This is a genomic window from Leifsonia shinshuensis, assembly GCF_013410375.1.
GTDB lineage: Bacteria > Actinomycetota > Actinomycetes > Actinomycetales > Microbacteriaceae > Leifsonia > Leifsonia shinshuensis.
This window is the reverse complement of record NZ_JACCFL010000001.1, coordinates 1697549-1719846: the sequence shown is the minus strand read 5'-3', so window position 1 is coordinate 1719846 and position 22298 is coordinate 1697549. Positions and strand designations below refer to the sequence as shown.

Sequence of the window (22298 nt, the reverse complement as noted above, 5' to 3'; positions counted from 1 at the left end):
CGACGGCGGGCGAGCGGGAGCGCCTCAGCCCGCGTTGCGGAGCGCCGCGACGACCGCGGGCCGGTCCACGCCCGCGAGGGTCAGCGCCCGCGGGACGGTGCCGAGCTCCAGCCCGAAGATCGCGGTGACGAGGTCGGCCTCGCCCGAGCGCTGGCGGCGGTGCGCCGACGCGACACGGTGCGCCCGGGTGAGCGCCTCCTTCGCCGACGCGCCCCAGCGCGGACGGGCGACCCGGGGCGAGGCGGCCAGGCGCTCCTCCGGCGGAGGCGTGACGCCGGCCACCCGGAGGCTGGCCTCGCGCTCGGCGAGCAGCGCGGCCTCCAGCCCGTCCGGGTCGAGGCCTGCCGACGCGAGCACCTGGCGGACGGTGCCGCTGCCGTCGCGGGACAGCGCGAGCAGCAGGTGCTCGGCCTCCACGAGTGTCGCGTTGCGGCGCTGCGCCTCGGTGACCGAGGCGATCACGACCGAGCGGAGCGCTTTGGAGAGCGGCTGGCCCGGGGCGTTGTTGGCGGTTCCGGGAGGGATGTCAGACATTGCGTCTCCTCAGGGCTACGCCCGCGGCCGCGACGCGGCGCAGGTGCTTCTTGTGCACGGCCTGGCGGGTGACGCCGAGCGCGTCGGCGATCTGGGTCCAGCTCCAGCCCTCGCGGAGGGCGTGCTCGACCTCCGCGTCTTCGAGCCGGTCGGCGAGCTCGCGCAGGGCGACGACGGCGGCGAGGCCGTCGGCGACCCCGCCGAGCGGGTCCGGAGCCGGGGTGGGAGCGTTCATGGGAGCAACTTTAGTTGCTTAACCCGATTTGTCAACTTAAGTTGCTACTTCTCCCTCCTCCGCTGCCCGGGGCGTAGTGTGACCGCCATGGACATCGGCGTCGGAACGACCGTGTGGCTCGGGGACCGCCCGGGCGTGGTGGTGGAGGGACCGGACGAGGGCGGTCAGTTCCTCATCGAGTACACGCCGAGGGAGGGCGGACTGGAGACCACCTGGTGCCCGCCGGGCGACGCGAGGGTGCGCGTCCGCGAAGGGTGAGGATCACGCAGGATCTCTGCGCCGATGCGCGCCTCTGCGCGGGAATCCCGCGCGGGCGCCGTCGTAGACTGGAGAAGTGACAGCGTACGTCTCCGCCTTCGACCTGTTCTCGATCGGCATCGGCCCGTCGAGCTCGCATACCGTCGGACCCCTCCGGGCGGCCAAGGCGTTCGCCGACCGTCTCGTCGCCGACGGGCTCGTGGAGCGCGTCGACCAGGTCACCTGCACCCTCTACGGCTCCCTGGGCTCCACCGGGATCGGACACGGGACGCCGGACGCGGTGGTCGCGGGACTGCGCGGCAACGAGCCGGAGAACTGCCGCCCCGACGACGTGCGCGGCGCCTGGTCCGCGATCGGCGAGGGCGCGACGCTCCGGCTTGCGGGCGTGCGCGACATCCCGCTGTCCAAGGACGACATCGACTTCGAGCCGCGGACCCGGCTCCCCGGGCACCCCAACGCCCTCACTCTGCGCGCCTGGGGCCGCGCCGCGGACGGCACGCGCGAGCCGTTCCCCCTGCTGGAGGAGACCTACTACTCGATCGGCGGCGGCTTCATCCGGCGCGACGGCGAGGAGGCCGACCTCGCCGCCCGCGCCGCGCACCCGCTGCCCTACGACTCGGCCGAGGAGCTGCTCGCCATCTGCGCGCGGCTCGACATCCCGATCTGCGAGGTGGCGCGCCGCAACGAGGCCGCCCTGCATGGAGCGGAGGCCACGGACGCGCGCCTCGACCTGATCTGGGAGGCCATGGCGGAGTGCGTCGCGCGCGGCCTCGCCGGCGACGGCACCCTCCCGGGCGGTCTCGGCGTCAAGCGCCGCGCCGCGGCCATGCGGGAGCACCTGGAGAGCGTGCAGGACGACCCGGGACGCGCCACATCGCTGGAATGGCTGCACGCCTTCGCGCTGGCCGTGAACGAGGAGAACGCCTCCGGAGGCCGCGTCGTCACGGCGCCGACCAACGGCGCGGCGGGGATCGTGCCGGCGGTGGCGCACTACTACCTGCGCTTCGTGCCGGGCGCGTCGCTCGACGGCATCCGCAAGTACCTGCTGACCGCCACCGCGATCGGCTCCCTGTTCAAGGCGAACGCGTCGATCTCCGGCGCGGAGGGCGGCTGCCAGGCGGAGGTCGGCTCGGCGTGCGCGATGGCCGCCGGCGCGCTCTGCGCCGTCCTCGGCGGGACGCCCACCCAGGTCGAGAACGCCGCGGAGATCGCGATGGAGCACCACCTCGGGCTCACCTGCGACCCGGTCGGCGGGCTGGTCCAGATCCCCTGCATCGAGCGGAACGCGATCGCGTCCTCGACCGCGGTCTCGGCCGCGCGGCTCGCCCTGCACGGCGACGGGTCGCACCTGGTGTCGCTGGACACCGTGATCGAGACGATGCGCCAGACCGGTCTGGACATGTCCACCAAGTACAAGGAGACCAGCGAGGGCGGACTCGCTGTCAACGTCATCGAGTGCTGATGTGTGAACAGCGCGGATTACGCACCGTTGCGCGCGCCCTGGAGCGACGTCGGAGGCCCCGGTTAGCGTGGTGCGCATGACTCTCACGACCGCGCGCACCGGCGAGCCGACCGCCTCCGATCCCGACGCCGTCCGCGGCTCCGCGCTGGGCGCCGCGCTCGCCGGGCCGCTGGTGTCGACGCAGTGGCTCTGCGATCATCTCGGCTCCGACGGCCTCGTCGTGATCGACGCCTCGGTCGTCCCGGTCACCGACGGCGGCCGCACGAGCTACGCGAGCGGGCGCGAGCGCTACGCGGAGGGCCACCTCCCCGGAGCGGTGTTCGCCGACCTGCTCGACCCGTTCAGCGATCCGGCGGCACCGTTCCCCTTCACCCGGCCCGGCGCCGCGGCGTTCGCGGCGGCCTCGGCCGTGCTGGGCGTCGACGCCGACACCACCGTGGTCGTCTACGACGGCGCGGTCGGGCAGTGGGCCTCGCGGCTGTGGTGGCTGTTCCGCTCGTTCGGGCACGACCGGGTCGCGGTGCTGGACGGCGGCCTGACGAAGTGGCGCGAGGAGGGCCGCCCGCTGGAGTCGGGGACGGTCGTCCCCGCGCCCGCGCAGCCGTTCGCGGCCCGCGAGCTCCCGGGGTTCTGGAGCGACCGCGACGACGTCGCGGCCCTGCTCGCGGGCGACCGGCCGGGGACGCTGGTGTGCGGCGCGCCGCCGAAGGACTTCGCCGCGCGGCACATCCCCGGCAGCGTGAGCGCGCCGGCGGTGCGGCTGGTGGACCGCGCCACCAACGCGCTCCTGCCGCCCGCGGAGCTGCACGGTTTGTTCGCCGACGTGCTCGCCTCCCCCGACCCGATCGTCGCCTACTGCGGCGGCGGGATCGCCGCGGCGGCCGACGCGCTCGCGCTGGCGCTGCTCGGCCGGGACGACGTGACCGTGTACGACGGGTCGCTCAACGAGTGGGCGTCCGACCCGGCGGCGCCGCTCGCGAGCGCCTGAGGGATCGGCGCCTGACGACCTGGGCCGGGGCGTTCCTGGGTCTTCGCCGCATCCGTGCATACAGGTCCGTATCGGGACGTAGGCTCGACGCATGACCCTGATGGATATCCCGTTCCACACCATCGATGGAGCTCCGACCAGCCTCGCCGCCTATTCGGGCAAGGTCATCCTCGTCGTCAACGTCGCGTCCCGCTGCGGGCTCGCGCCGCAGTACGAGAAGCTCGAGAAGCTGCAGGAGACCTACGGCGACCGCGGGTTCACCGTGATCGGCTTCCCGAGCAACCAGTTCCTCCAGGAGCTCAGCTCGACCGACGCGATCAAGGAGTACTGCTCCACGACCTGGGGCGTCACGTTCCCGATGATGGAGAAGGTGCGGCTGAACGGCCGCAACGCCCACCCGCTCTACACCGAGCTGACCACGCACCCGGACGGGGACGGCAAGGCCGGCAAGGTGAAGTGGAACTTCGAGAAGTTCGTCATCACGCCGGAGGGCGCGGTGCACCGCTTCCGCCCGCAGATGGAACCGGACGACCCGCGGATCGTCGGGCTGATCGAGGCGTCCCTGCCGGCGGCGGTCTGAGCAGGCGTCCCGGCCCGGGGACCGTGCCGATCGACCGTCGTGCCGATCTGCCGTCAGGCCCGACGGAACCAGCGGCCGCCGACGCGCTCGGTGAGCCGCCAGTTCCCGGTGTCCGCGAGCAGGGCGACGGCCTCCACGGCATGCTCGGCCACGCGGAGCGCCTCGTGCGCGCCGTCCGCGGTGAATCGCACGGTCAGCCGCGCCTCGCGGCTCACCACGTCGACGCTGGTGGCCTCGACGGTCGTCCACTCGGCGACCGCTGCGGCAGCGGCCGGCTCGACCGCGGTCGGGCTCACGTCGGGCCGCAGCCGCCCGACCGGGATGATCACACGAAACGAAGGCACGCGCCGAGCCTACGTCTCGAACACGAACCGAGGCGTACGCTGACACGGCGGGATCGGAAGGGGGTGCGCGGATGCACACCGAATCACCGGAGACACGAGAGTTGTACATCATCCAGGACGTCGGGTTGACCACCGACGACCTGGAGCGGTTCGACAGGATGCTCGCGGAGCGGCGCCAGGGAGACGTCGCCCAGTCGCAGCGGCACGCGGAGGCGCTGGGGGCGCTGCTGTCGTCGCGGTCGGAGTCGACCGCCGACGACGAGCACGACCCGGAGGGGCCGACGCTGAGCTCGGAGTGGAGCAGGCTGCACGCCCTCCGCTCGGAGACCGCCGCGGACATCGCCGCGGTGGACGCGGCACGCGAGCGCATCCGGCTGGGACGCTACGGCACCTGCGCGACCTGCGGACGCGCGATCGGCGTGCAGCGCCTGGAGGCGCGGCCGACGACCGAGCTCTGCATCGTCTGCGCGGTCGCCGCCGAACGCTGAGCGGCGCCCCGCCCTCACGCCATCGCGTCCACACGCCATCGCGTCCTCAGTTCCTCCCGCCGTGCCCCGGCGTGTCGCGGGAGGAACCGAGGAAGCGATGGCTGCTGGTCAGCGGGAGGTGCGGGAGGCGCGGTAGACGGCCTCGGTGCGGCTGGCTGCGCCCACCTTGCGGAGGATGCTGGAGACGTGCACACTCGCGGTCTTGGCCGAGATGAAGAGCACCTCGCCGATCTGCTTGTTGCTGAGCCCCTGCTCGATGAGGGCGAGGACCTGCTCCTCGCGCTCGGTGAGCGGTGCGCCCGGGCCGAGCGCGGCCGGGCCGCCCACCGCCCGGTTGCCGCGCGACGAGATCAGCGCTCCCGCCGCGTCGGCGAGGAGGCCGAAGCCGGTGCGCTCCGCCTCGTCGCGGGCGGAGACGGCGAGTCGCTCCGCCGCCGGACGGTCCCCCGCCGCCCGGGCCACCCGCGCGGCGCGCACCAGCGCGTAGGGATGCAGGTGCGCGGGAGCGAGCGGTGAGGCGGCCGCCTCGACCGCGGCGTCCCAGGCCACGCGCGCGCCGTCGAACCGGTCGGCGGCCGGCACGTCGGCGTCGGCCGGCAGTTCTGTGGCGGCGGCGAGGGCGGTCGCGAGCTCCGCGCGGATCAGCGGGCCCCACGCCACCGCGGTCGGCCAGCCTTCGATGGCGGCGAGCGCCGCGTCCAGGCCGGAGGTCTCCGCGGCGACGTCGATCGGGTCGTCCCGGTCGGCGCGCTCCTGCGGCGAGTGGAACGCCACGTCGGCGAGGGCGCGTGCGGCCGCGGCGAGCACGGGGAGGTCGTAGGCCGGTAGCGGCCGGTGGGTCGCCGCACGGACGGGCGCGGTGTGCTCCCAGGCGTCGAAGGCGTCGCCGCGCGCGATCGCGACCTCGGCGGCGAGCCGCGCGACGCCCAGCTCGGACTGCACCTCCAGCTCCCCCAGCGTCCGCAGCCCGCCGTGCCAGCGGCGCAGCAGTGTCTCGGTGGTCTCCAGGTCCCCGCGCCACAGCGTGATCCACAGCTTCATGCGCTGCAGGTGCGCGCGGAAGCTCGGCGGCGGGTCGAGCGCGAGGGCGGGGTCGAGCAGCGCCTCGGCACGGTCGAGCTCACCGAGCGCCAGCAGCGGCTCGACGGTGTTCGAGGAGAGGATCACGCCCGACGAGCGCTCGACGCCCCTGGCCCGCGCCTCGCGGACGCCGCCCTCGGCGATCAGCACGGCCTCGGCGTAGCGCCCGAGATTGTTCATGGCGTCGGACGCGTTGACCGCGTAGCGCAGCTCCGCGCCGACGTCGTGCTCCGCGAGGCGGCGCGCCTCGTCGAGCTCCGCCAGCCCGCGCTCGACCGAGCCCACGGAGACGAGTGAACTGCCGAGGATGTTGTACGCGATCGAGCGGAGAGCGTCGGAGCTCTCTCCCGCCTCCGCGATCGCCTGCGTCGCCATCGTCACCGCCTCGTCGAACCGGGCGGCCAGCATGTACCGCGCGGCGAGCTCGGCGAGCAGCTGCGGCCGGAGCCCGTCGCCCGCCGGCAGCGTGTGCGGCGGGACGACGTCGAGCGCGCTCTGCAGCAGCTCCAGCACGCCGGCGCGGTTGAGGTTCTGGAGGTACTGCGCCTTGTCGCGCAGCAGTCGCGCCTGCCGGGCGGGCGGCAGCTCGCCCGCGGTCTCCAGCGCCACATTGACCAGGGCGAGCGCGCGCTCGTTGTCGCCCGCGTTGCGCAGCGCCGACGCGGTGCGCGCCAGCAGCTCGGTGCGGCCGCCGGTCTTCAGCCAGCGCGCGCTCAGCTCCTCGGCGTCGGGCACACTGTCCCAGAGCTCCAGGGCACGGTCGCCCATCGCGGCGGCAGTTGCGTACGCGTACGACATCCGCGCCTCGCTCATCGCCTCCAGCGAGGACAGGAAGGCCCGGCGCAGGTCGTGGGCGGCCAGCCAGTGCGTGGAGAGCTGTGTGGCCGAGCGCTGCGGGCTCGCCTCCAGAGCCTCCGCGAAGCGCATGTGGAAGCGCGTGCGCTCCCCGGGCAGGAGGTCGGCGTGGATGGCCTCGCGCACGAGCGCGTGCCGGAAGGTGTACTCGGTCGAGTCGGCGACCAGCACGTTGGCGACCACGGCCTCCCGCGCCGCGGCGTCGAGCTCGTCGGGCGTTCCCTCGTAGACCGCGCTGAGCAGCTCGTGGTCGACGCAGACCCCGCCCGCGGAGACCAGGCGCAGCAGCCGCTGGCCGGAATCGCTGAGCTTCTCGAACCGGGCGAGCAGCAGTTCCCGGAGCGTCTCCGGCAGGTCCTCCCCGGTCGCGAGGCCGTCGATACCGATGAGCTCCTCGACGAAGAACGGGACGCCCTCGCTCATCTCGTACACGCGGTCGACCGTCGCGGCGTCGGGTTCGCAGCCGAGCAACCGGGTGATGAGCGCCTCCACCTGGCCGCGGCCGAGGCGGGCGAGCTCCCAGCGCGTGACGCGGCGGGTGCGCTCCAGCTCGGCGAGGTAGGCCCGCAGCGGGTGGCCGCGCGTGATCTCGTCGGTGCGATAGCTCAGCACCACCAGGAGCCGGCCGCGCTCGGCCATCCGCACGATGAAGCGCAGCAGTTCGAGCGTCGCCGTGTCGGCCCAGTGCAGGTCCTCCACCGCGAGTACGAGCGGCTGCTCCGCGGAGAGCGTCTCGAACAGCACCGTGACGAGCTCGTAGAGCCGTTCGGCACCCGTGCGCGCCGGGACCGCGGAGTCGTCGGCGAGCTCGGGCAGGAGCACCGAGAGCACGCCGGCGCCGTGGCCGGCCGCGTCGAGCACGGCGTCCAGCCCGCGCAGCTCGATGAGGCGCCGCAGGATGGCGGCGAACGGCGCGTACGGCGCTCCGTCGTTGCCGAGGTCGACGCACCGGCCGAGCAGCACTGTGGCGGTCCCCTCGGCCTCGGCCAGGAACTCGGCGAGCAGGCGCGACTTGCCGATGCCCGCCTCGCCGCCGATGACCACGGCGCGCAGCCCACCGTCGCGGCGGACGGTCTCCAGCTCGTCGCGCAGCGCCTCCAGATCGGACTCGCGCCCGATCATCGTGGGGCTGGACGCCGGTGATCGCATGGCCTCATCGTGCCATGCACCACCGACATCCGAACCCCCTGTCCGCCCTGCTTCGCCCAGGGCAGAACCGCGGTCACCGCCCGGCGTGGGCGAGCTCCCGCTCCGTCTCGCGCGCGGTCTGCGGAACGCCGTCGCGCCCGTCGACGGGCGCTGCCTCCACCGGCGCGGCGACCGGCTCCGGCGCGGGCGTGGACCCGTCCGCCCGCGCGGTCCGCGCCTGGCGCTGCACGCGGCGCTCGGCCCGGCGCTCCGCATGCTCCTCGCGGAGCCGGCGCACCAGCTCCCGGTCGCGCTCGGCCCGCTGGACATCCCCCGCGTACACCCGCGACGCCACGAACTCCTCGGACAGCATCATGATCCCCACACCCTTCGTCGCACTGCTTTCTTCGATGTCCTCAGACTCGTCTCTAAGGACCCCCTCCCACATCGGGAAGATGCCCTATTCCGGCCTGGGTAGGACTCAGATGGCGGCGCGGACGGCTCAGCCGCGGGACTCGACAGCGCCCCGACACCGGAGCAAGCTGGCGGCATGGCAACGGTCAACGAGCTCCAACCGCCTTACCGCGTCGGCTACATCGTCGGCAGCATCTCCACAGGGTCCATCAACCGCCGGCTCTCGAAGGCGCTCCTGAAACTGGCGCCGGAGGAGTTGGTCTTCACCGAGATCGGGATCGCGGACCTCCCCCTCTACAGCCGCGACTACGATGGCGACTTCCCGGAGGTCGCCCGCGACTTCAAGGCGACCATCGCCGCCCAGCAGGCGCTGTTGTTCGTCACGCCGGAGTACAACCGGTCCGTCCCCGGCGCGCTGAAGAACGCGATCGACTGGGCGAGCCGGCCGTACGGGGAGAACGTGATCGCCCGCAAGGCCACCGCCGTCATCGGAGCCTCCCCCGGGCCGATCGGCACGGCCGTCGCGCAGCAGCAGCTCCGCAGCATGCTGAGCTTCCTGCAAGCGCCGCAGATGAACGCGCCGGAGGCCTACATCCACCTCACGCCCGGGCTGATCGAGGACGACGGCACCGTCACGAACGAGTCGACGGAGGCCTTCCTGCGCGGCTTCATGGTGTCGTTCTTCGAGTACATCGAGCGGGTGCTCACGGTCGTCCCCGCCCCGCGGTGACGGGCGTGCTCCTCTCGGACGCCACGGCGCCGCGGAGCCTGTCGCTCCGTCCACTCACGCGAGACGGCGACATGCTCACCGCGGAGGCCGTCGCGGTGGACGGCGACCGGCGATGGCGGCTGGCCGGGCCGCTGCTGAGCCTCGACGAGGCCGCGGAACTCGGCGCGTGGCTGGCCGGGCTCCCGGGCGACCTCACGCTGGGGGCGGACGAGTGGACGACCCTGGCCTCAGCGTCGTCCGCGCTCTCCTTCGCCGGGCGCCGCGTGCCGGGCGGGGTGGTGGAGTTGCGGGTCTCGGTGCTCGGGATGACGCCGGTGGACGGGACGGCGCCGGACGGTGCGGAGCCGGAGACCGGGGGCGCCCAGTCTTCCGCCGCCTCGCTGCCCCGCTCCACGGACGTCGTCCTCGGCCTCAGCCTCCCGGCTGCGGCGGTGGAGCGGGCGGCCGTGGCTCTCGTGTCCGAGACGGCCGCCCTCCGCTCCTGAGCGGGTCAGCGGCCGCCTTCGCGCTTGCGGTGCCGCTGCGCGACCGCCTGCGGCCCGTACGGGTAGACCTCCGCGCGCGGTGTGCTCGCCTCGTCCAAGCGGCTCCGCTGCTCGTCGGTCAGCTGAAGGTCGGCCGCCGCCAGGTTGTCGTCCAACTGCTCGATCGTCCGCGCGCCGAGGATCACGCTGGACACGGCGGGCCGGTCGACCAGCCAGGCCAGCGCCACCTGCGACATGCTGGCGCCGGTCTCCTCCGCGACCGCCTGAACCGCGTCGATGACGTCCCAGGTGTGCGGGTCGGCGTTGCGGGCGTCGAAGGCCTCCATCCCGCGCTTCGGGTTCTCGCCGAGGCGGGTGGCTCCGGTCGGCGCCTCGTCGCGGCGGTACTTGCCGCTCAGCCAGCCGCCGGCCAGCGGCGACCAGGGCAGCAGGCCGATCCCGGAGTCCAGCGCCGCCGGCACGATCTCGTGCTCGATGCCGCGGACCAGCAGGCTGTACTGCGGCTGCAGCGTCACCGGTGCCACGAAGCCGTAGGCGTCCGCCACGGCGACCGCCTTGGTGAGCTGCCAGCCGAGGTAGTTCGAGAAGCCGTAGTAGCCGATCTTGCCCGCGGACACGGCGTCGTCGAGGAAGCGCAGCGTCTCCTCCAGCGGCGTGATGTAGTCCCAGGCGTGCATCTGGTAGAGGTCGATGTGGTCCACGCCGAGCCGACGCAGCGAGTCATCCAGCGCCTTGCGCAGGTGCGTGCGCGAGAGGCCGAGGTCGTTGGAGCCCTCCCCCATCGGGAAGCGCGCCTTGGTCGCGACGACCAGCCGGTCGCGGGCGCCGTGGTTGCGGGCCAGCCAGCGCCCGATGATCGACTCCGACGTCCCCGCGCTGTACACGTCGGCGGTGTCGATCAGGGTGCCGCCGGCGTCGACGTACCGGTCGAGGATGGCGTGCGAGGTCGGCTCGTCGGCCTCCGCGCCGAAGGTCATCGTGCCGAGAGCGAAGGCGGACACGATGGTGCCGCTGTTTCCGAGGGTCCTGAGGTCCATACCTCCGACGCTAGCCTCGCCCGGCGGAATCGCCTACCGTTTGCCAACGTGAAGCTGCTGATGCTGTCCGACACCCACATCCCGCTGCGGGCGAAGGCGCTGCCCCCGCAGGTGCTGGCCGAGGTGGAGGCCGCCGACGTCGTCCTGCACGCGGGCGACTGGGTCGACGAGGCGACGCTCGACCTGTTGGAGGAGCGCTCCCGGCGGCTGATCGGGGTGTGGGGGAACAACGACGCACCGGGCCTGCGGCGTCGGCTGCCGGAGGTCGCGCGGTTCGAGCTGGGCGGCTTGCGGTTCGCGATGATCCACGAGACGGGCGCCGCGACAGGACGCGAGCAGCGCTGCGACCGGGACTTCCCCGACACGGACGTGCTCGTGTTCGGGCACTCGCACATCCCGTGGGACACGGTGTCGCCGGGCGGGCTGCGCCTCCTGAACCCCGGCTCTCCCACGGACCGGCGCCGCCAGCCGGCGTGCACCTACCTGACCGCCGCCGTCGCGGACGGCCGCCTCACCGACGTCCGCCTCGTCCCCCTCCCCCCGCGCTAGCACCTGTCTCCTGCGCCAGCACCTGTCTCCCGCGCGCCAGCACCAGTCGAGTACGCGAATTATCTGCGTACTCGACGGTTTTCGCCTGACTTTTCGCGTACGCGGCTGGTGCTGGCGGGGCGGCGAGCGGTGGCGCGAGGGGGCGTGAGGGGGCGCGGATCAGGGGAGGCGGAGGAGGCCGTCGGTGACGAGTGCGCGGACGGTGGGGAGGAGGTCGGCGCGGAGGGCGTCCTCGTCCACCTCCAGGAGCTGCGCGAGCGCGCCGACGATCGCGCTGATGCTGAGCTCGCCGTCGCTCGCTCCGACCAGCGCCGCCAGCCCGGTGTCGGCCGCCACCGCGCGCCCGAAGCCGCCGCCCTGGCGCAGCAGGATCGCGCTCGGCGACTCCGCGCCGGGCCAGAGGTGCCGCTCCTCGGTCACGTCGCCCGCGACGGTGAGCCGCAGCGCGCCGAACGCATCGTCGTCCAGCGCGGCCTGTACGTCGTGCGCCGCGAGGCAGTCACCGAGGTGGACGCCGAGCCCGGCCTGGTTCGCACCGAGCGCGCCGTGCAGCCGCTCGAAGCGGCGCAGCGTCGGCACACCCTCCGCTCGTCGCAGCAGCACGTAGCCGAACCCGACCTCGCGCACGCCGCGCGCCTCGAAGTCGTCCAGCCAGGCGCCGAGCAGCGCGTCGAACTGCGGCGTCCCCGGCCGGGTGCCGCCGTCGCGGATCCAGGTTTCGGCGTACTGGGCGGCGTCCTCGGTGTCCCGCTCGATCACCCAAGCGTCGAGGGGCTCCGTGGAGTCGTCCACCCAGCCGCGGACGCGCTCCAGCGCATCGGCCGTCCCGTGGTACTCCCAGTTGCCGAGCAGCTGCGCGACACCGCCCGGGTTCAGGTGGGCGCCCGCGCCCGCGATGAACGACGCGACCAGCCCGTCGCCGACCATCCCGCCGTCGCGGTACTCGTAGGCCGGAACGCCCTCGGTGCGCGGCGTGATGACGAACGGCGGGTTGGAGACGATGTGGTCGAAGGTCTCCCCGGCGACCGGCCCGAACATGCTCCCGAGCCGGAACTCGACGCCCTCCACCCCGTTCAGCTCGGCGTTCAGCGCGGCGAGGCGCAGCGCCCGCTCGGAGATGTCGGTCGCGACGACCCGCTCGGCGTGCCGGGAGGCGTGCAGCGCCTGGATGCCGCAGCCGGTCCCGAGGTCGAGCGCCGAGCCGACCGGCCGCTGGAGCATGAGGCCGCTCAAGGTCATGGAGGCGCCGCCGACGCCCAGCACGTGGTCCTCCGGCAGCGGGCCGCCCAGCGCCAGCTCGCCGAGGTCGGAGACGATCCACCACTCGGCGGGGCCGAGCCCGTCGACGAAAGCGTAGGGGCGGAGGTCGACAGCCGGTGCGACGGCGCCCGCGTCCACGCGGATCAGCCCGAGCTCCCGCGCGCCGTCGAGCCCGAGGGCGGGGAGGGCGGCGATCGCCGCATCGCGCTCCACCGGCCGGCCGAGCACGAACAGCGCGGCGAGCGTCGCCAGCGGGCCGGCGCCGCTCCGGGCGAGCGCCCGCTCGGCCGGGACGCGCTGCCCGCGGTGCAGCGCGTTCGCCGCCTCCTCACCCCACAGCGCGGTCAGCCCGTCGACGGTGAACCCGGCGGCGGAGAGGTCGGAGCGGAGTGCGGCGGTGGAGGTCACGGGACAATTCAATCAGGAGCACAATGGGCGCCGTGAGCCAGGAACAGACGACGATCCGCCGACGCGCGGTCGTGACCGGGATGGTGCAGGGCGTCGGCTACCGCTGGAGCGCCCGCGAGGAGGCGCGCCGCCTCGGCGTGGCCGGCTGGGCGCGCAACCGTTCGGACGGCAGCGTGGAGGTCGAGGTGGAGGGCGACCCGGCCAGCGTGGACCGGATGATCGACTGGCTGCGTGCCGGTCCTCCCGGCAGCGCGGTGGACGACGTGCGGGTCTCCGACGCGACCCCTGACGGCGACGACGCCTTCCGCATCCGCCAGACCGACTAGCGGCCCGCCCCGCCGGCACTGCCGCCTCCGGCGCTCCCAGGGCACAATGGGCACATGACCCGCGCGACGCTGCTGACCATCACCGTGCCCACCGGAGAGCCCGCCGACGGCGACCCGGGCTTCGCCCTCGCCGACTTCGACGCCGCGCAGGTGCGCATCACCGACCTCGGCATCACGCGCGGCGACGGCGTGTTCGAGACCATCGCCGTGATCGACGGCCACCCGCAGGCGCTCGGCCCGCACCTCATGCGGCTCGCGCACTCCGCCGAGCTCCTCGACCTCCCCGTCCCCGCGGAGCACGTCTGGCACGAGGCCGTCCTCGCCGGCATCGCCGACTACCGGTCGCGCAACGGCGACGGCGGCGAGCTGTTCGCCAAGCTGATCTACACCCGCGGGGTGGAGGGCGCCGGGTATCCCAGCGGCTGGATCTTCGTGGACGAGGGCGAGGACTTCACGCAGCAGCGCCTCGGGATCTCCGTGGTCGCCCTCGATCGCGGCCTGCGGCACGACGTGGCCGAGACCTCGCCGTGGCTGCTGGCGGGTGCGAAGAGCCTCTCCTACGCCGTCAACCGCGCGGCCCAGCGGGAGGCCGCCCGGCGCGGCGCCGACGACGTGATCTTCATCAGCTCCGACGGCTACGCGCTGGAGGGGCCCACCTCCAACGTCATCGTGCTCGCCGACGGCGTCGTCCGCACGCCGCAGACGGACCAGGGCATCCTCGCCGGCACGACGCAGGCCGCCGTCTTCGCGTTCTTCGAGGCGCGCGGCTACGCAACGGAGTACCGCCACATCACCGCCGAGGAGCTGGAGGCCGCCGACGCGCTTTGGCTGGTCTCCAGCGTCCGGCAGGCCGCTCCGATCACGCACCTCGACGGCCGCGAGTACCCGGTGGACGCCGCGCTGACGGCCGAGCTGAACGAGTACCTGCTCTCGCGCACGCACTGAGCACGGCCCGATCTCCCCCGCCACGCACTGTTCACCCGGGCGTGGACTCCTCGTTACACCCCGATTCGCGGTGCACGCCTTCGCCCCCTAGGCTGTACGCACCGTACCGGCGACGACGCCGGGACCGCCGCTATGGGGAACAGAGGCGCAGTGAAGGAGGGCGACGTGGACCAGGTCCCGAGGAGCATCGAAGTGCTGCGCCAGCAGGCGCGCGACGAGCTCTCCGCCATCATCGAGCACCGCTGCCGCGCGGGCGAGGACCCCTGGCACTTCATCCCGGACCTGCCCAGCGTCGACGAGCAGGTGGTCATCTCGCTGCGCGCCGGCGCGATCGAGGAGTTCGACCTCGCCGAGGAGCAGTCCAGGGCGCACCACCCCGCCGCGGGCCGCGACACCTACACGCGCTTCGAGTTCGGCGTGCTGCGCCGGATCGCCCTGGAGCACCCCGAACTGAGCGAGGCCGTCTGGGGGATGCTCGACAAGGTCGAGCGCGCGTAGTAAACCAGGCGGCATGGGGATCGTCACCGCCGATATCGCCGTCTCGCTCGACGGGTTCGCCGCCGGGCCCAATCAGTCCCTGGAGCACCCGCTGGGCGAGCACGGGGTCGAACGGCTGCACACCTGGATGTTCGAGTACGCCGACGCGCACGCGGAGGAGATCGCCGCGATCACGGCCGCCGGCGCCTACGTGATGGGCCGCAACATGTTCGGCCCGGTGCGCGGCGACTGGCCGGCCGAGGGCGACCGGTTCGGCGACTGGCGCGGCTGGTGGGGAGACGACCCGCCGTACCACGCGCCGGTCTTCGTGCTCACCCACTACGAGAGGGAGCCGCTCACGATGGCGGGCGGCACGCGCTTCGAGTTCGTGACCGACGGCATCCACGCGGCCACCGACCGGGCCCGCGCCGCCGCCGGGGACGCGGATGTCGCGATCGCGGGCGGAGCGGAGACGCTGAACCAGGCGCTCTGGGCGGGCATCGTGGACGAGCTGCGGCTGCACGTGGCGCCGCTCACCCTCGGGGCCGGCGAGCGCGTGTTCGACCGCGTGCCGTCGCTCCGGCTGGAGCTGCTGCGGTCGCGGGTCACGCCGGAGGTCGCGCACCTGACCTACCGGGTGCTCCGCTGAGCGCAGGTGCTGCGCTGACCTCAAGTGCCGCGCCGGCGACGCCGGTCAGAGCCCCGCGGGCGATGTGACGGGGCGCCGGCAGACGAAGTCGCGGCAGAGGTAGGCGGTCGGCAGGCCGTCGCGGGTTCCGCGGGCGGCGAAGAGCTCGAAGCCCGCCGCGGCCAGGGCCTCGCCCTGCGGCGCGTCCACGAGGGCGACCAGGTCGGCGGGATGCCGTCGGGCGGCAGAGATCAGGCCTTCGGGGTCGTCAGCGCCTACGCCCGCGGCAGGATCGCGCACCACCACGAGCTGCTGGGCTTCGCCCTCCAGCCGCGACATCAGCGCCAGCGCGGCGCCGAACGCGCTGGGGACGCTCACCGCCGGCCCGGCGATGAGCCGCATCGCCTCGCGGGCGGCGCGCTCGTAGCGTCGGCTCGCCGTCATCAGGAACAGGGTGTGTGCGGCGGAGGCCGTCGCGGTGAGCCCGGACGGGTACGCTCCCTCGGACGGGTCGACCTGCACCGCCAGGCCGGCCGCCGCGAGCAACGGGTCGCCGCCGCCCGGCACGCCGAACGGGCAGTCGTCCCCGCCCGCTCCGGTGCCGTGTCCGGTTCCGGTGTCGTGTCCGGTTCCGGTGTCGTGCCCGGTTCCGGCGGCCTCCAGGCACAGGTCGACGAGGTCCCTGGCCTCGGTCGCGACCGCCGCGTCACCGGTGGCCAGCGCCAGCTCCAGCAGGCCGCCCGCCAGCCCGCCGTAATCCTCGAGCGTGGCGGCGGCGTCCGACACCCGCCCGTCGACCGAGGCGCGCCCGAGCGTGCCGTCGGCGCGGCGATGCGCGGCGAGGACGGAGCGGGCCGCCTCGCCCGCCGCGGCGATCCAGGCCGGCCGGTCGAGGATGCGTCCCGCGCGGGCGAGCGCGCCGATCGCGAAGCCGTTCCAGCCGGTCAGCACCTTCTCATCGATGGCCGGCGGCCGCAGCCGGGCGCGCTCCTCGGCGGGAGCCCGGTAGTAGCCGCCCTCGACGCGGGCGCCGTCGATCTCGCTCTCCGAGTCCTGCGCGGAGGCGAACCCGCCGCCCGGCCGGCGGAGCACGCCGAGCAGGAAGGCGGCGACGCCGTCGGCGGTGCGCTCCGCCCACTCCTCGCCGGTCTGCGCCCAGGCGGTGGCGTACGCGCCGAGGAGCTGCGCGTTGTCGTACAGCATGCGCTCGTAGTGCGGGTCGCTCCAGTCGCGCCGGGTCGCGTAGCGGAAGAAGCCGCCGTCGACCGGATCGCGCAGCGGGGAGTCGGCCATCCGCCGCAGCGTCCGGTGGGCGAGCTCCCGGCCCGCCGGACGCTCGAGCAGGAAGCCGAGGACAGGGGCGACCGGGAACTTGGGCGCGTCGCCGAACCCGCCGAACTCCGGGTCCTCGGTCTCGGCCAGCACTCCGGCCGCGGCGTCGAGACTGCGGCCGTCCGGCAGCTCGGAGACGGTCGTGGCACGTGCGGCGGCCGCGGCGAGCGCCTCCCCCACCTTGCCGGCGTCGGTCTCCACCTCGTCGCGCCGCTGCGTCCAGGCGTCGGCGACGGCGTCGAGGATCTGCGTGAACGACGGGCGGCCTCCCATCGCCACGGGAGGGAAGTAGGTGCCGGCGTAGAACGCGCGGCCCGCCGACGTGGCGAAGACGGTCAGCGGCCAGCCGAGCCCGTCGGTGAACGCGCTCGCGGCGGACAGGTAGGCGGAGTCGACCTCCGGGTGCTCCTCGCGGTCGACCTTGATCGCGACGAACCGCTCGTTCATGAGGGCGGCGACGGCGGGGTCGCTGAAGCTCTCCCTGGCCATCACATGGCACCAGTGGCAGGTCGCGTAGCCGATGGAGACGATCACCGGCACGTCGCGGCGCCGCGCCTCGGCGAAGGCCTCCGGTCCCCACGGGTACCAGTCGACCGGGTTCTCGGCGTGCGCGCGCAGGTACGGGCTGATCGCGCCAGCCAGCCGGTTCGTCATGCGCTCACCCTACGACCAGCGGGCGCCGCGCGGGCTCGCGCGGGGCTTGCTATCGTGGACGATATGGTTGCACACGCAAATACTCCGCTCCTCACCCTGAACAACGGCACCACCATCCCGCAGCTCGGCTTCGGCGTCTTCAAGGTCGACCCGGCCGAGACGACGCGCATCGTCACCGACGCGCTCGAGGTCGGCTACCGCCACATCGACACCGCCGCCATCTACGGCAACGAGGAGGGCGTGGGCGCCGCGATCGCCTCCTCCGGCATCCCGCGCGACGAGCTGTTCGTCACGACGAAGCTCTGGAACGACCGCCAGACCGACGCCGAGGCCGCGTTCGACGAGTCGCTCGCCAAGCTCGGCCTCGACTACGTGGACCTCTACCTCATCCACTGGCCGACGCCGCAGAAGGACACCTACGTCGAGGCGTGGCGCTCGCTGGAGAAGATCTACGCGACCGGCCGCGCCAAGGCGATCGGCGTGTCCAACTTCCTGGTCCCGCACCTGGAGAAGCTGCTTGCCAACACGGAGATCGTGCCCGCCGTCAACCAGATCGAGCTGCACCCGGCGCACCAGCAGCCGGAGGTGACCGCGTTCGCCCGCGAGCACGGCATCCACATCGAGGCCTGGGGCCCGCTCGGGCAGGGCAAGTACCCACTGTTCGAGGCCCCGGAGGTCACCGCCCCGGCGGCAGCGCACGGCAAGACCCCGGCGCAGGTCGTCATCCGCTGGCACCTGCAGACTGGCAACATCGTCTTCCCCAAGTCCAACCGCCGCGAGCGGATGGCCGAGAACTTCGACGTCTTCGACTTCGAGCTGACGGACTCCGAGGTCGCCGCCATCACGGCCATGGAGCGCGAGGGCCGCGTGAGCGCGCACCCGGACGAGGTCAACTGACCCGAGCGCCGCGGCGGCGGGGCTCAGGGATCGGGCGCGGAGGCGAAGTCCTCCGCGCCCGTTCGTTATTTCAGCAGGATATCTCGCCGGGCCTCTTGCCCTGCTCGGACTGATATGTCTATTCTTGTTGTCGGTAGCAGTTCCACAGCGGACCACGCGCCACCTACAGAAGGCCGCCTCGGGCGGCCTTCTGCGTATCCGGGGTCTGAGATATCTAGCGACTGAGGGGGGTCCGCTTGCTCATCGCGTATCTGGACGAATTCGGCCATGTCGGTCCCTACGTCTCACCGCAACACAAGAAGTTCTTTCACAATCCGATATTCGGTTACGCCGGTATCGTCGTGCCCTCTACGTCGGTGCGGGCCTTCGGGGCGAAGTTCGAACGCTCGAAGGAACGGGAGTTTCGAGCGGAGATCCACGAATCCGGAAAGCACCCTAGGCGGTGGGAGAAGAAGGGCTCCGAGATATTCACGACCGGAAGCCATGTCCGATATCCGCAACGAGTCGACCTCATCGACGACCTCGCGGACTACCTCGTCCGTCGGGGCGGCAGGATCTTCTTCTCCGGCGAGGTGAAGCCGGTCGGCAGCCCTGCGGAATCCGGTCAGACCGCCGCCGTAACGACCAGAAAGGCGCTGACGGAAGCCGTTCGCCGCCTCTGCGAGTACGCCGACGCACGCGACGAGGACCTGCTTGTGCTGCTCGATGAAGGTGGCCCCCTGCCGCGCGAGGAAGCGATCACCGCTATGGCGCAGTTCATCTACTCGTCATCCGCACCGCACATGAAACGCGTCCTCGAGGTCCCGATGCAGCTGGAGAGCCACCGCTACGGCGCTGTACAGTTCGCTGACTGGATCTGCGCGGCGCTCACCCGGGCCGTGCATTTCCATTTCACGCCATCCGCGGAGTTCTCCTGGGCCCCGAATGTCATCGCCCAGTTGGTAGTGAACCGGTCGACGTCCCAGTCGCAGATCTGGGTGCCGACCACCCGCGACCGCGTGAAGGATGTCGGGCTGGCTCATGCTCGCAAATGGGCGAATCGACCCTCGACAAGCGAACGAGTCGTGCGATCCCCTCGCCTCACTCACCGGGTCAGGGACGCCGTCGGGTGATCGGGGGCCCGATCCTCCCGCTGAACCGACTCCGCGCCCGCCGCATCGCCGCTAGGCTCGCACCGTGAGAATCACGACGATCACGGGGAAGGTGATCTACATCGTCGGCGCCTTCGGACTGATCCTGGCGCTCAACTTCTTCGTCATCGACCGGGTCGTCAACGCGTCGCTGGACGTGCTGGTCGTCGCCATCCTCAACATCGCGTACGTCATCGTCGGCACCCGCACGTTCCGCGGCGCGGGCGAGAACCGCGAGGACCCGCGGCCCTGGTGGCGGGCGACCGGCCGCCCGGCCGCCGGCTTCTGGCTCGGCGGGATCCTCGCGATCCTGGCGTTCATCTCCTGCGTCGGCGCGCTCGCCAGCAAGCCGGAGAACTCGTTCGTGCCCGCGGTCGCGTGCATCAGCTACGCGCTGCTGGCCGCGTACTACCTCAACTCCTCGTACCGGCTCCGCACCCTCGACACGGCGCCCTGACCCGGGCGGCTGCTCACCCCACCGGTGTCTGCGCCTCGTAGCGGGCGACCAGCTCGCGCTTGAGGACCTTGCCGCTGGGGCCGAGCGGGAGCACCTCCAGGATCTCCACCCGGCGCGGGAACTTGTAGGCCGCCACGCGCTCCTGCGCGAAGGCGACCAGCTCCTCCCCTGTCGCCTCGGAGCCCGGCATCAGCGTGACCGCCGCCATGATCTCCTGGCCGTGCGTCTCGTGCGCGACGCCGAAGACGGCCACCAGCGCGACGGCCGGATGCGTCGAGAGCGCCTCCTCCACCTCGCGCGGGTACACGTTGTAGCCGTTGCGGACGATCATGTCCTTCTTGCGGTCCACGATCGTGATGTAGTCGTCGTCGCTCTTGGTGCCGAGGTCGCCGGTGCGGAACCAGCCGTCCACGACCGCCTCCGCGTTCGCCTCGGGGAGGTTGAGGTAGCCCTTCATCAGGTTGTGGCCGCGGATGACGATCTCGCCGAGCTCGCCGCGCGGCAGTAAATGGATGGCGTGGTCCACCTCCGGGTCGGCGATCTCCACGTCGACGCCCCAGATCGGCTGGCCGACGGTGCCGACTCTGGTCGGCTTGCCGCGGTGGTTGAAGGAGGCGACCGGCGAGGTCTCGGTCAGGCCGTAGCCCTCGTGGATGTCGATGCCGTAGACCTCCTTCATCCGTTCGATCACCGCCACCGGGATCGCGGCGCCGCCGCTCAGTCCGTACCTCAGCGGCGGCCGCTCCGGATTCGTCTTGGCCGCCTCCAGCAGCGCGATGTACATGGTCGGCACGCCGGTCATGATGGTGCAGGCGTGCGCGTTGAGCAGTTGGAGCGCGGTCGCCCCGTCGAACTTCGGCACCAGCACGATGGCCGCGCCGGCGCGGAACCCCATGTTCATCACGCAGGTCTGGCCGAAGGTGTGGAAGAGCGGGAGGCAGCCGAGCACGCGGTCGGTCGGCAGGAAGTCGAAGGTGCCGGAGAGCAGGACGTTCACCTGCTCGACCAGAGCGAAGTGGCAGCCCTCCGCGCCCTTCGGCTTGCCGGTCGTGCCGCTCGTGTAGAGGATGGTCGCGGTGTCCACCGGGTCGCGCGGCACGTAGCTGTCGATCGGCTCGGCGCCGGCCGCGGCATCCTCCAGGCGCGGGAACGGGAGCTGCTCCACCATGTCGTCGGGCACCAGCACCGAGAGCGTGTCGATGCCGGCCAGCGCCGCGCCTTTCGCGCCCTCGCCGAGCAACGGCGCGGCGCAGATCAGCAGCTTCGACCCGGAGTCGCGCAGGACGTACTCGATCTCCGTCGCCTTGAGCAGGGCGTGGATGGGGACCACGACAGCGCCGAGGGCGAGCACCGCGTAGTAGGCCCGTGGGAAGTCGGGCACGTTCGGGATCATCAGGGCAACCCGGTCCCCCGGCCCGACCCCGAGGTCGCGCAGCGCGCCCGCATAGCGGCGGGTCTGATCCCAGAGGTCGCGGTAGGCGATCTCCTGGCCGTTGAAGATCAACGCCACGTTGTCGGGCATCCGGTGCGCGGTCTCGGCCAGGATGCTGGCGACGGACATGGTGGCGTAGCCGTGAGGCATGGCGGGGCTCCTTCGTCGACGGTGACGTGACCCGGTCGGGTTGAGGGAAACCTACGTCACGCCGCGGGCTGCCACAATGCCCCGTTTGCGCGGGTGGCCTCCGTCACGCCCCCAGGATCGACCGCAGCGCCGCCGTGTAGTCCTCGAACGCCCGGCGCCCCGTCGTGGTGAGGGCGAGATAGGTGACGGGGACACGCCCGCGGTGCGACTTCTCGACCTCGACGTACCCGGCGTCCTCCAGCTTGCGCAGGTGCGTGGCGAGGTTGCCCGCGGTGAGGTCGAGCAGCTCCTGGAGGCGCGGGAACGACATGCTGCCGCCCTCCGCGACGGTCGCCAGGGTCGCGGTGATCTTGAGGCGGGCGGCGGCGTGGATGACCGGGTCGAGCTCGTCCACGCCGGTCACCGCCGCGGGCTCAGCGTGCGGAGCGTGACGAGGGCGCCTGCTCCGAAGACCACGCCGCCCGCGACGGCCATGAGCAGGAGGTTCGGGCCGAGCCCCAGGAACGGCGCGACGGCGCCGACCACCAGGAGCGCGAGGCCGAGGACGAGCTGCAGGCGGTCGTGCCAGACCGCGGCTCCCGCGAGATAGAGCGTCCCGCACATGAGTGCGTAGGCGCTCGGAAAGTAGATGCCGGCGAGGTCGCCCGGCATCCCCTCGGCGATCAGGCCGATGCCCAGCAGCGCGAACGCGACGGAGCACACCGACCAGGAGAGTCCGTAGACGGTGCCGGCGAACTGCGAGTCGCCGCGCACGCCGCGGCCGATCCGGGAGCCGATCACGGCCGAGGCGACGATCGATCCGACGATGAGCACGGCGAACACGATGCCGGCGGCGACCGGATCGAACACGCCGAGTTGCGCGAAGTACAGGGCGAGGAAGCCGACCAGCCAGGCGACCGCCCACACGGTGTACAGCCAGACGACGGGGATGCGGAGTCCACGGTCGACGCGGCGCTGCTGACCATCGATGAGGTCGAGCATCTCCCTGGCGTCTCCGGACAGGTTCTCATTCATGAGTTACTTTGTAACACAAAG

General features: G+C 72.6%; 26 protein-coding genes. 15 read left to right on the top strand and 11 right to left on the bottom strand.

From position 1 onward, the window contains the following. Nucleotides 1-24: 24 nt before the first annotated feature. Together HNR13_RS08425 and HNR13_RS08420 are read right to left on the bottom strand one after the other, a co-directional pair. Nucleotides 25-534, bottom strand: coding sequence for a Clp protease N-terminal domain-containing protein (locus HNR13_RS08425; RefSeq protein WP_179605333.1), 510 nt, complete (start codon nucleotides 532-534; stop codon nucleotides 25-27). Next, nucleotides 527-769 (bottom strand): helix-turn-helix domain-containing protein, encoded by a 243-nt coding sequence (locus HNR13_RS08420; RefSeq protein WP_179605332.1) that lies wholly within the window; start codon nucleotides 767-769, stop codon nucleotides 527-529. Before HNR13_RS08420 ends, HNR13_RS08425 begins: the two co-directional genes overlap by 8 nt. An 87-nt stretch (nucleotides 770-856) precedes the next feature. Here HNR13_RS08420 and HNR13_RS08415 point away from each other — a divergent pair, with 87 nt between their 5' ends. The 4 genes from HNR13_RS08415 to HNR13_RS08400 all read left to right on the top strand — a co-directional run bounded on the left by HNR13_RS08415 (nucleotide 857) and on the right by HNR13_RS08400 (nucleotide 4057). After that, complete coding sequence (locus HNR13_RS08415; RefSeq protein WP_179605331.1) at nucleotides 857-1027, top strand: hypothetical protein; 171 nt, start codon at nucleotides 857-859, stop codon at nucleotides 1025-1027. A 76-nt stretch (nucleotides 1028-1103) separates the two neighbouring features. After that, a complete protein-coding gene (locus tag HNR13_RS08410; protein WP_179605330.1) occupies nucleotides 1104-2489 on the top strand; it encodes an L-serine ammonia-lyase in 1386 nt (461 codons plus the stop codon). 76 nt (nucleotides 2490-2565) lie between these two features. Next, the gene (locus HNR13_RS08405) at nucleotides 2566-3477 is read left to right on the top strand and encodes a sulfurtransferase (protein WP_179605329.1); all 912 of its coding nucleotides are present in this window, start codon (nucleotides 2566-2568) and stop codon (nucleotides 3475-3477) included. Between the two features lie 91 nt (nucleotides 3478-3568). Continuing rightward, nucleotides 3569-4057, top strand: a complete 489-nt coding sequence (locus tag HNR13_RS08400; protein WP_179605328.1) for a glutathione peroxidase — start codon at nucleotides 3569-3571, stop codon at nucleotides 4055-4057. A gap of 53 nt (nucleotides 4058-4110) precedes the next feature. Here HNR13_RS08400 and HNR13_RS08395 read toward each other — a convergent pair whose 3' ends face one another. Then, nucleotides 4111-4401, bottom strand: a complete 291-nt coding sequence (locus HNR13_RS08395) for a hypothetical protein (RefSeq protein ID WP_179605327.1) — start codon at nucleotides 4399-4401, stop codon at nucleotides 4111-4113. A 101-nt stretch (nucleotides 4402-4502) separates the two neighbouring features. Here HNR13_RS08395 and HNR13_RS08390 point away from each other — a divergent pair, with 101 nt between their 5' ends. After that, nucleotides 4503-4889 (top strand): TraR/DksA family transcriptional regulator, encoded by a 387-nt coding sequence (locus HNR13_RS08390; protein WP_246312735.1) that lies wholly within the window; start codon nucleotides 4503-4505, stop codon nucleotides 4887-4889. A gap of 108 nt (nucleotides 4890-4997) precedes the next feature. Here HNR13_RS08390 and HNR13_RS08385 read toward each other — a convergent pair whose 3' ends face one another. Beyond that, a complete protein-coding gene (locus HNR13_RS08385; protein WP_179605325.1) occupies nucleotides 4998-7973 on the bottom strand; it encodes a helix-turn-helix transcriptional regulator in 2976 nt (991 codons plus the stop codon). Between the two features lie 73 nt (nucleotides 7974-8046). Next, nucleotides 8047-8328, bottom strand: a complete 282-nt coding sequence (locus HNR13_RS08380) for a hypothetical protein (RefSeq protein ID WP_179605324.1) — start codon at nucleotides 8326-8328, stop codon at nucleotides 8047-8049. Between the two features lie 174 nt (nucleotides 8329-8502). Between HNR13_RS08380 and HNR13_RS08375 the strand changes: the two genes are divergently transcribed. Both HNR13_RS08375 and HNR13_RS08370 read left to right on the top strand, forming a co-directional pair. After that, nucleotides 8503-9096, top strand: a complete 594-nt coding sequence (locus tag HNR13_RS08375) for an NADPH-dependent FMN reductase (RefSeq protein ID WP_179605323.1) — start codon at nucleotides 8503-8505, stop codon at nucleotides 9094-9096. Between the two features lie 71 nt (nucleotides 9097-9167). Continuing rightward, on the top strand, nucleotides 9168-9581 hold the full coding sequence (locus tag HNR13_RS08370) for a hypothetical protein (protein WP_179605322.1): 414 nt from the start codon (nucleotides 9168-9170) through the stop codon (nucleotides 9579-9581). Nucleotides 9582-9586: 5 nt separating this feature from the next. On the opposite strand, the gene HNR13_RS08365 is transcribed toward HNR13_RS08370, so the two are convergent. Next, nucleotides 9587-10618, bottom strand: coding sequence for an aldo/keto reductase (locus HNR13_RS08365; RefSeq protein WP_179605321.1), 1032 nt, complete (start codon nucleotides 10616-10618; stop codon nucleotides 9587-9589). 60 nt (nucleotides 10619-10678) lie between these two features. Between HNR13_RS08365 and HNR13_RS08360 the strand changes: the two genes are divergently transcribed. Next, complete coding sequence (locus HNR13_RS08360) at nucleotides 10679-11167, top strand: metallophosphoesterase family protein (RefSeq protein ID WP_218881490.1); 489 nt, start codon at nucleotides 10679-10681, stop codon at nucleotides 11165-11167. Between the two features lie 159 nt (nucleotides 11168-11326). On the opposite strand, the gene HNR13_RS08355 is transcribed toward HNR13_RS08360, so the two are convergent. After that, entirely contained in the window at nucleotides 11327-12835 is a 1509-nt protein-coding gene (locus HNR13_RS08355; RefSeq protein WP_343063503.1) for a DUF7059 domain-containing protein, read from the bottom strand. A gap of 32 nt (nucleotides 12836-12867) precedes the next feature. Between HNR13_RS08355 and HNR13_RS08350 the strand changes: the two genes are divergently transcribed. The 4 genes from HNR13_RS08350 to HNR13_RS08335 all read left to right on the top strand — a co-directional run bounded on the left by HNR13_RS08350 (nucleotide 12868) and on the right by HNR13_RS08335 (nucleotide 15232). Beyond that, a complete protein-coding gene (locus HNR13_RS08350; RefSeq protein ID WP_343063502.1) occupies nucleotides 12868-13161 on the top strand; it encodes an acylphosphatase in 294 nt (97 codons plus the stop codon). Between the two features lie 54 nt (nucleotides 13162-13215). Then, entirely contained in the window at nucleotides 13216-14106 is an 891-nt protein-coding gene (locus tag HNR13_RS08345) for an aminodeoxychorismate lyase (RefSeq protein ID WP_179605317.1), read from the top strand. 165 nt (nucleotides 14107-14271) lie between these two features. Then, the gene (locus HNR13_RS08340; RefSeq protein ID WP_343063501.1) at nucleotides 14272-14604 is read left to right on the top strand and encodes a hypothetical protein; all 333 of its coding nucleotides are present in this window, start codon (nucleotides 14272-14274) and stop codon (nucleotides 14602-14604) included. A gap of 13 nt (nucleotides 14605-14617) precedes the next feature. Beyond that, a complete protein-coding gene (locus tag HNR13_RS08335) occupies nucleotides 14618-15232 on the top strand; it encodes a dihydrofolate reductase family protein (RefSeq protein ID WP_179605315.1) in 615 nt (204 codons plus the stop codon). A 45-nt stretch (nucleotides 15233-15277) separates the two neighbouring features. Here HNR13_RS08335 and HNR13_RS08330 read toward each other — a convergent pair whose 3' ends face one another. Continuing rightward, a complete protein-coding gene (locus HNR13_RS08330) occupies nucleotides 15278-17197 on the bottom strand; it encodes a thioredoxin domain-containing protein (RefSeq protein ID WP_179605314.1) in 1920 nt (639 codons plus the stop codon). A 63-nt stretch (nucleotides 17198-17260) separates the two neighbouring features. On the opposite strand from HNR13_RS08330, the gene HNR13_RS08325 reads away from it, so the two are divergent. The 3 genes from HNR13_RS08325 to HNR13_RS08315 all read left to right on the top strand — a co-directional run bounded on the left by HNR13_RS08325 (nucleotide 17261) and on the right by HNR13_RS08315 (nucleotide 19681). After that, on the top strand, nucleotides 17261-18094 hold the full coding sequence (locus HNR13_RS08325) for an aldo/keto reductase (RefSeq protein WP_179605313.1): 834 nt from the start codon (nucleotides 17261-17263) through the stop codon (nucleotides 18092-18094). A 236-nt stretch (nucleotides 18095-18330) separates the two neighbouring features. Beyond that, nucleotides 18331-19206, top strand: coding sequence for a DUF3800 domain-containing protein (locus HNR13_RS08320; RefSeq protein ID WP_179605312.1), 876 nt, complete (start codon nucleotides 18331-18333; stop codon nucleotides 19204-19206). Between the two features lie 64 nt (nucleotides 19207-19270). Next, nucleotides 19271-19681, top strand: a complete 411-nt coding sequence (locus HNR13_RS08315; RefSeq protein WP_179605311.1) for a hypothetical protein — start codon at nucleotides 19271-19273, stop codon at nucleotides 19679-19681. Between the two features lie 13 nt (nucleotides 19682-19694). Here the strand turns inward: HNR13_RS08315 and HNR13_RS08310 are convergent, their stop codons facing one another. The 3 genes from HNR13_RS08310 to HNR13_RS21550 all read right to left on the bottom strand — a co-directional run bounded on the left by HNR13_RS08310 (nucleotide 19695) and on the right by HNR13_RS21550 (nucleotide 22277). Continuing rightward, nucleotides 19695-21263 carry a long-chain-fatty-acid--CoA ligase gene (locus HNR13_RS08310; protein ID WP_179605310.1) on the bottom strand — a complete coding sequence of 523 codons (1569 nt, stop codon included), beginning with the start codon at nucleotides 21261-21263 and terminating at the stop codon, nucleotides 19695-19697. A gap of 103 nt (nucleotides 21264-21366) precedes the next feature. Further along, on the bottom strand, nucleotides 21367-21657 hold the full coding sequence (locus HNR13_RS21555; RefSeq protein WP_179609267.1) for a transcriptional regulator: 291 nt from the start codon (nucleotides 21655-21657) through the stop codon (nucleotides 21367-21369). Between the two features lie 5 nt (nucleotides 21658-21662). Further along, nucleotides 21663-22277: a hypothetical protein gene (locus HNR13_RS21550; protein WP_179605309.1), complete on the bottom strand. Its 615-nt coding sequence runs from the start codon at nucleotides 22275-22277 to the stop codon at nucleotides 21663-21665. Between the last annotated feature and the right edge of the window lie 21 nt (nucleotides 22278-22298).

What these genes read in the sequence shown, in the direction of transcription:
- HNR13_RS08415 (WP_179605331.1), top strand. Translation starts at nt 857, where the DNA reads ATGGACATCGGCGTCGGAACGACCGTGTGGCTCGGGGACCGCCCGGGC.
- HNR13_RS08345 (WP_179605317.1), top strand. Translation starts at nt 13,216, where the DNA reads ATGACCCGCGCGACGCTGCTGACCATCACCGTGCCCACCGGAGAGCCC.
- HNR13_RS08325 (WP_179605313.1), top strand. Translation starts at nt 17,261, where the DNA reads ATGGTTGCACACGCAAATACTCCGCTCCTCACCCTGAACAACGGCACC.
- HNR13_RS08405 (WP_179605329.1), top strand. Translation starts at nt 2,566, where the DNA reads ATGACTCTCACGACCGCGCGCACCGGCGAGCCGACCGCCTCCGATCCC.
- HNR13_RS08385 (WP_179605325.1), bottom strand. Translation starts at nt 7,973, where the DNA reads ATGCGATCACCGGCGTCCAGCCCCACGATGATCGGGCGCGAGTCCGAT.
- HNR13_RS08360 (WP_218881490.1), top strand. Translation starts at nt 10,679, where the DNA reads ATGCTGTCCGACACCCACATCCCGCTGCGGGCGAAGGCGCTGCCCCCG.
- HNR13_RS08420 (WP_179605332.1), bottom strand. Translation starts at nt 769, where the DNA reads ATGAACGCTCCCACCCCGGCTCCGGACCCGCTCGGCGGGGTCGCCGAC.
- HNR13_RS08375 (WP_179605323.1), top strand. Translation starts at nt 8,503, where the DNA reads ATGGCAACGGTCAACGAGCTCCAACCGCCTTACCGCGTCGGCTACATC.
- HNR13_RS08400 (WP_179605328.1), top strand. Translation starts at nt 3,569, where the DNA reads ATGACCCTGATGGATATCCCGTTCCACACCATCGATGGAGCTCCGACC.
- HNR13_RS21550 (WP_179605309.1), bottom strand. Translation starts at nt 22,277, where the DNA reads ATGAATGAGAACCTGTCCGGAGACGCCAGGGAGATGCTCGACCTCATC.
- HNR13_RS08310 (WP_179605310.1), bottom strand. Translation starts at nt 21,263, where the DNA reads ATGCCTCACGGCTACGCCACCATGTCCGTCGCCAGCATCCTGGCCGAG.
- HNR13_RS08335 (WP_179605315.1), top strand. Translation starts at nt 14,618, where the DNA reads ATGGGGATCGTCACCGCCGATATCGCCGTCTCGCTCGACGGGTTCGCC.
- HNR13_RS08365 (WP_179605321.1), bottom strand. Translation starts at nt 10,618, where the DNA reads ATGGACCTCAGGACCCTCGGAAACAGCGGCACCATCGTGTCCGCCTTC.
- HNR13_RS08330 (WP_179605314.1), bottom strand. Translation starts at nt 17,197, where the DNA reads ATGACGAACCGGCTGGCTGGCGCGATCAGCCCGTACCTGCGCGCGCAC.
- HNR13_RS08425 (WP_179605333.1), bottom strand. Translation starts at nt 534, where the DNA reads ATGTCTGACATCCCTCCCGGAACCGCCAACAACGCCCCGGGCCAGCCG.
- HNR13_RS08370 (WP_179605322.1), top strand. Translation starts at nt 9,168, where the DNA reads ATGCTCACCGCGGAGGCCGTCGCGGTGGACGGCGACCGGCGATGGCGG.
- HNR13_RS08380 (WP_179605324.1), bottom strand. Translation starts at nt 8,328, where the DNA reads ATGATGCTGTCCGAGGAGTTCGTGGCGTCGCGGGTGTACGCGGGGGAT.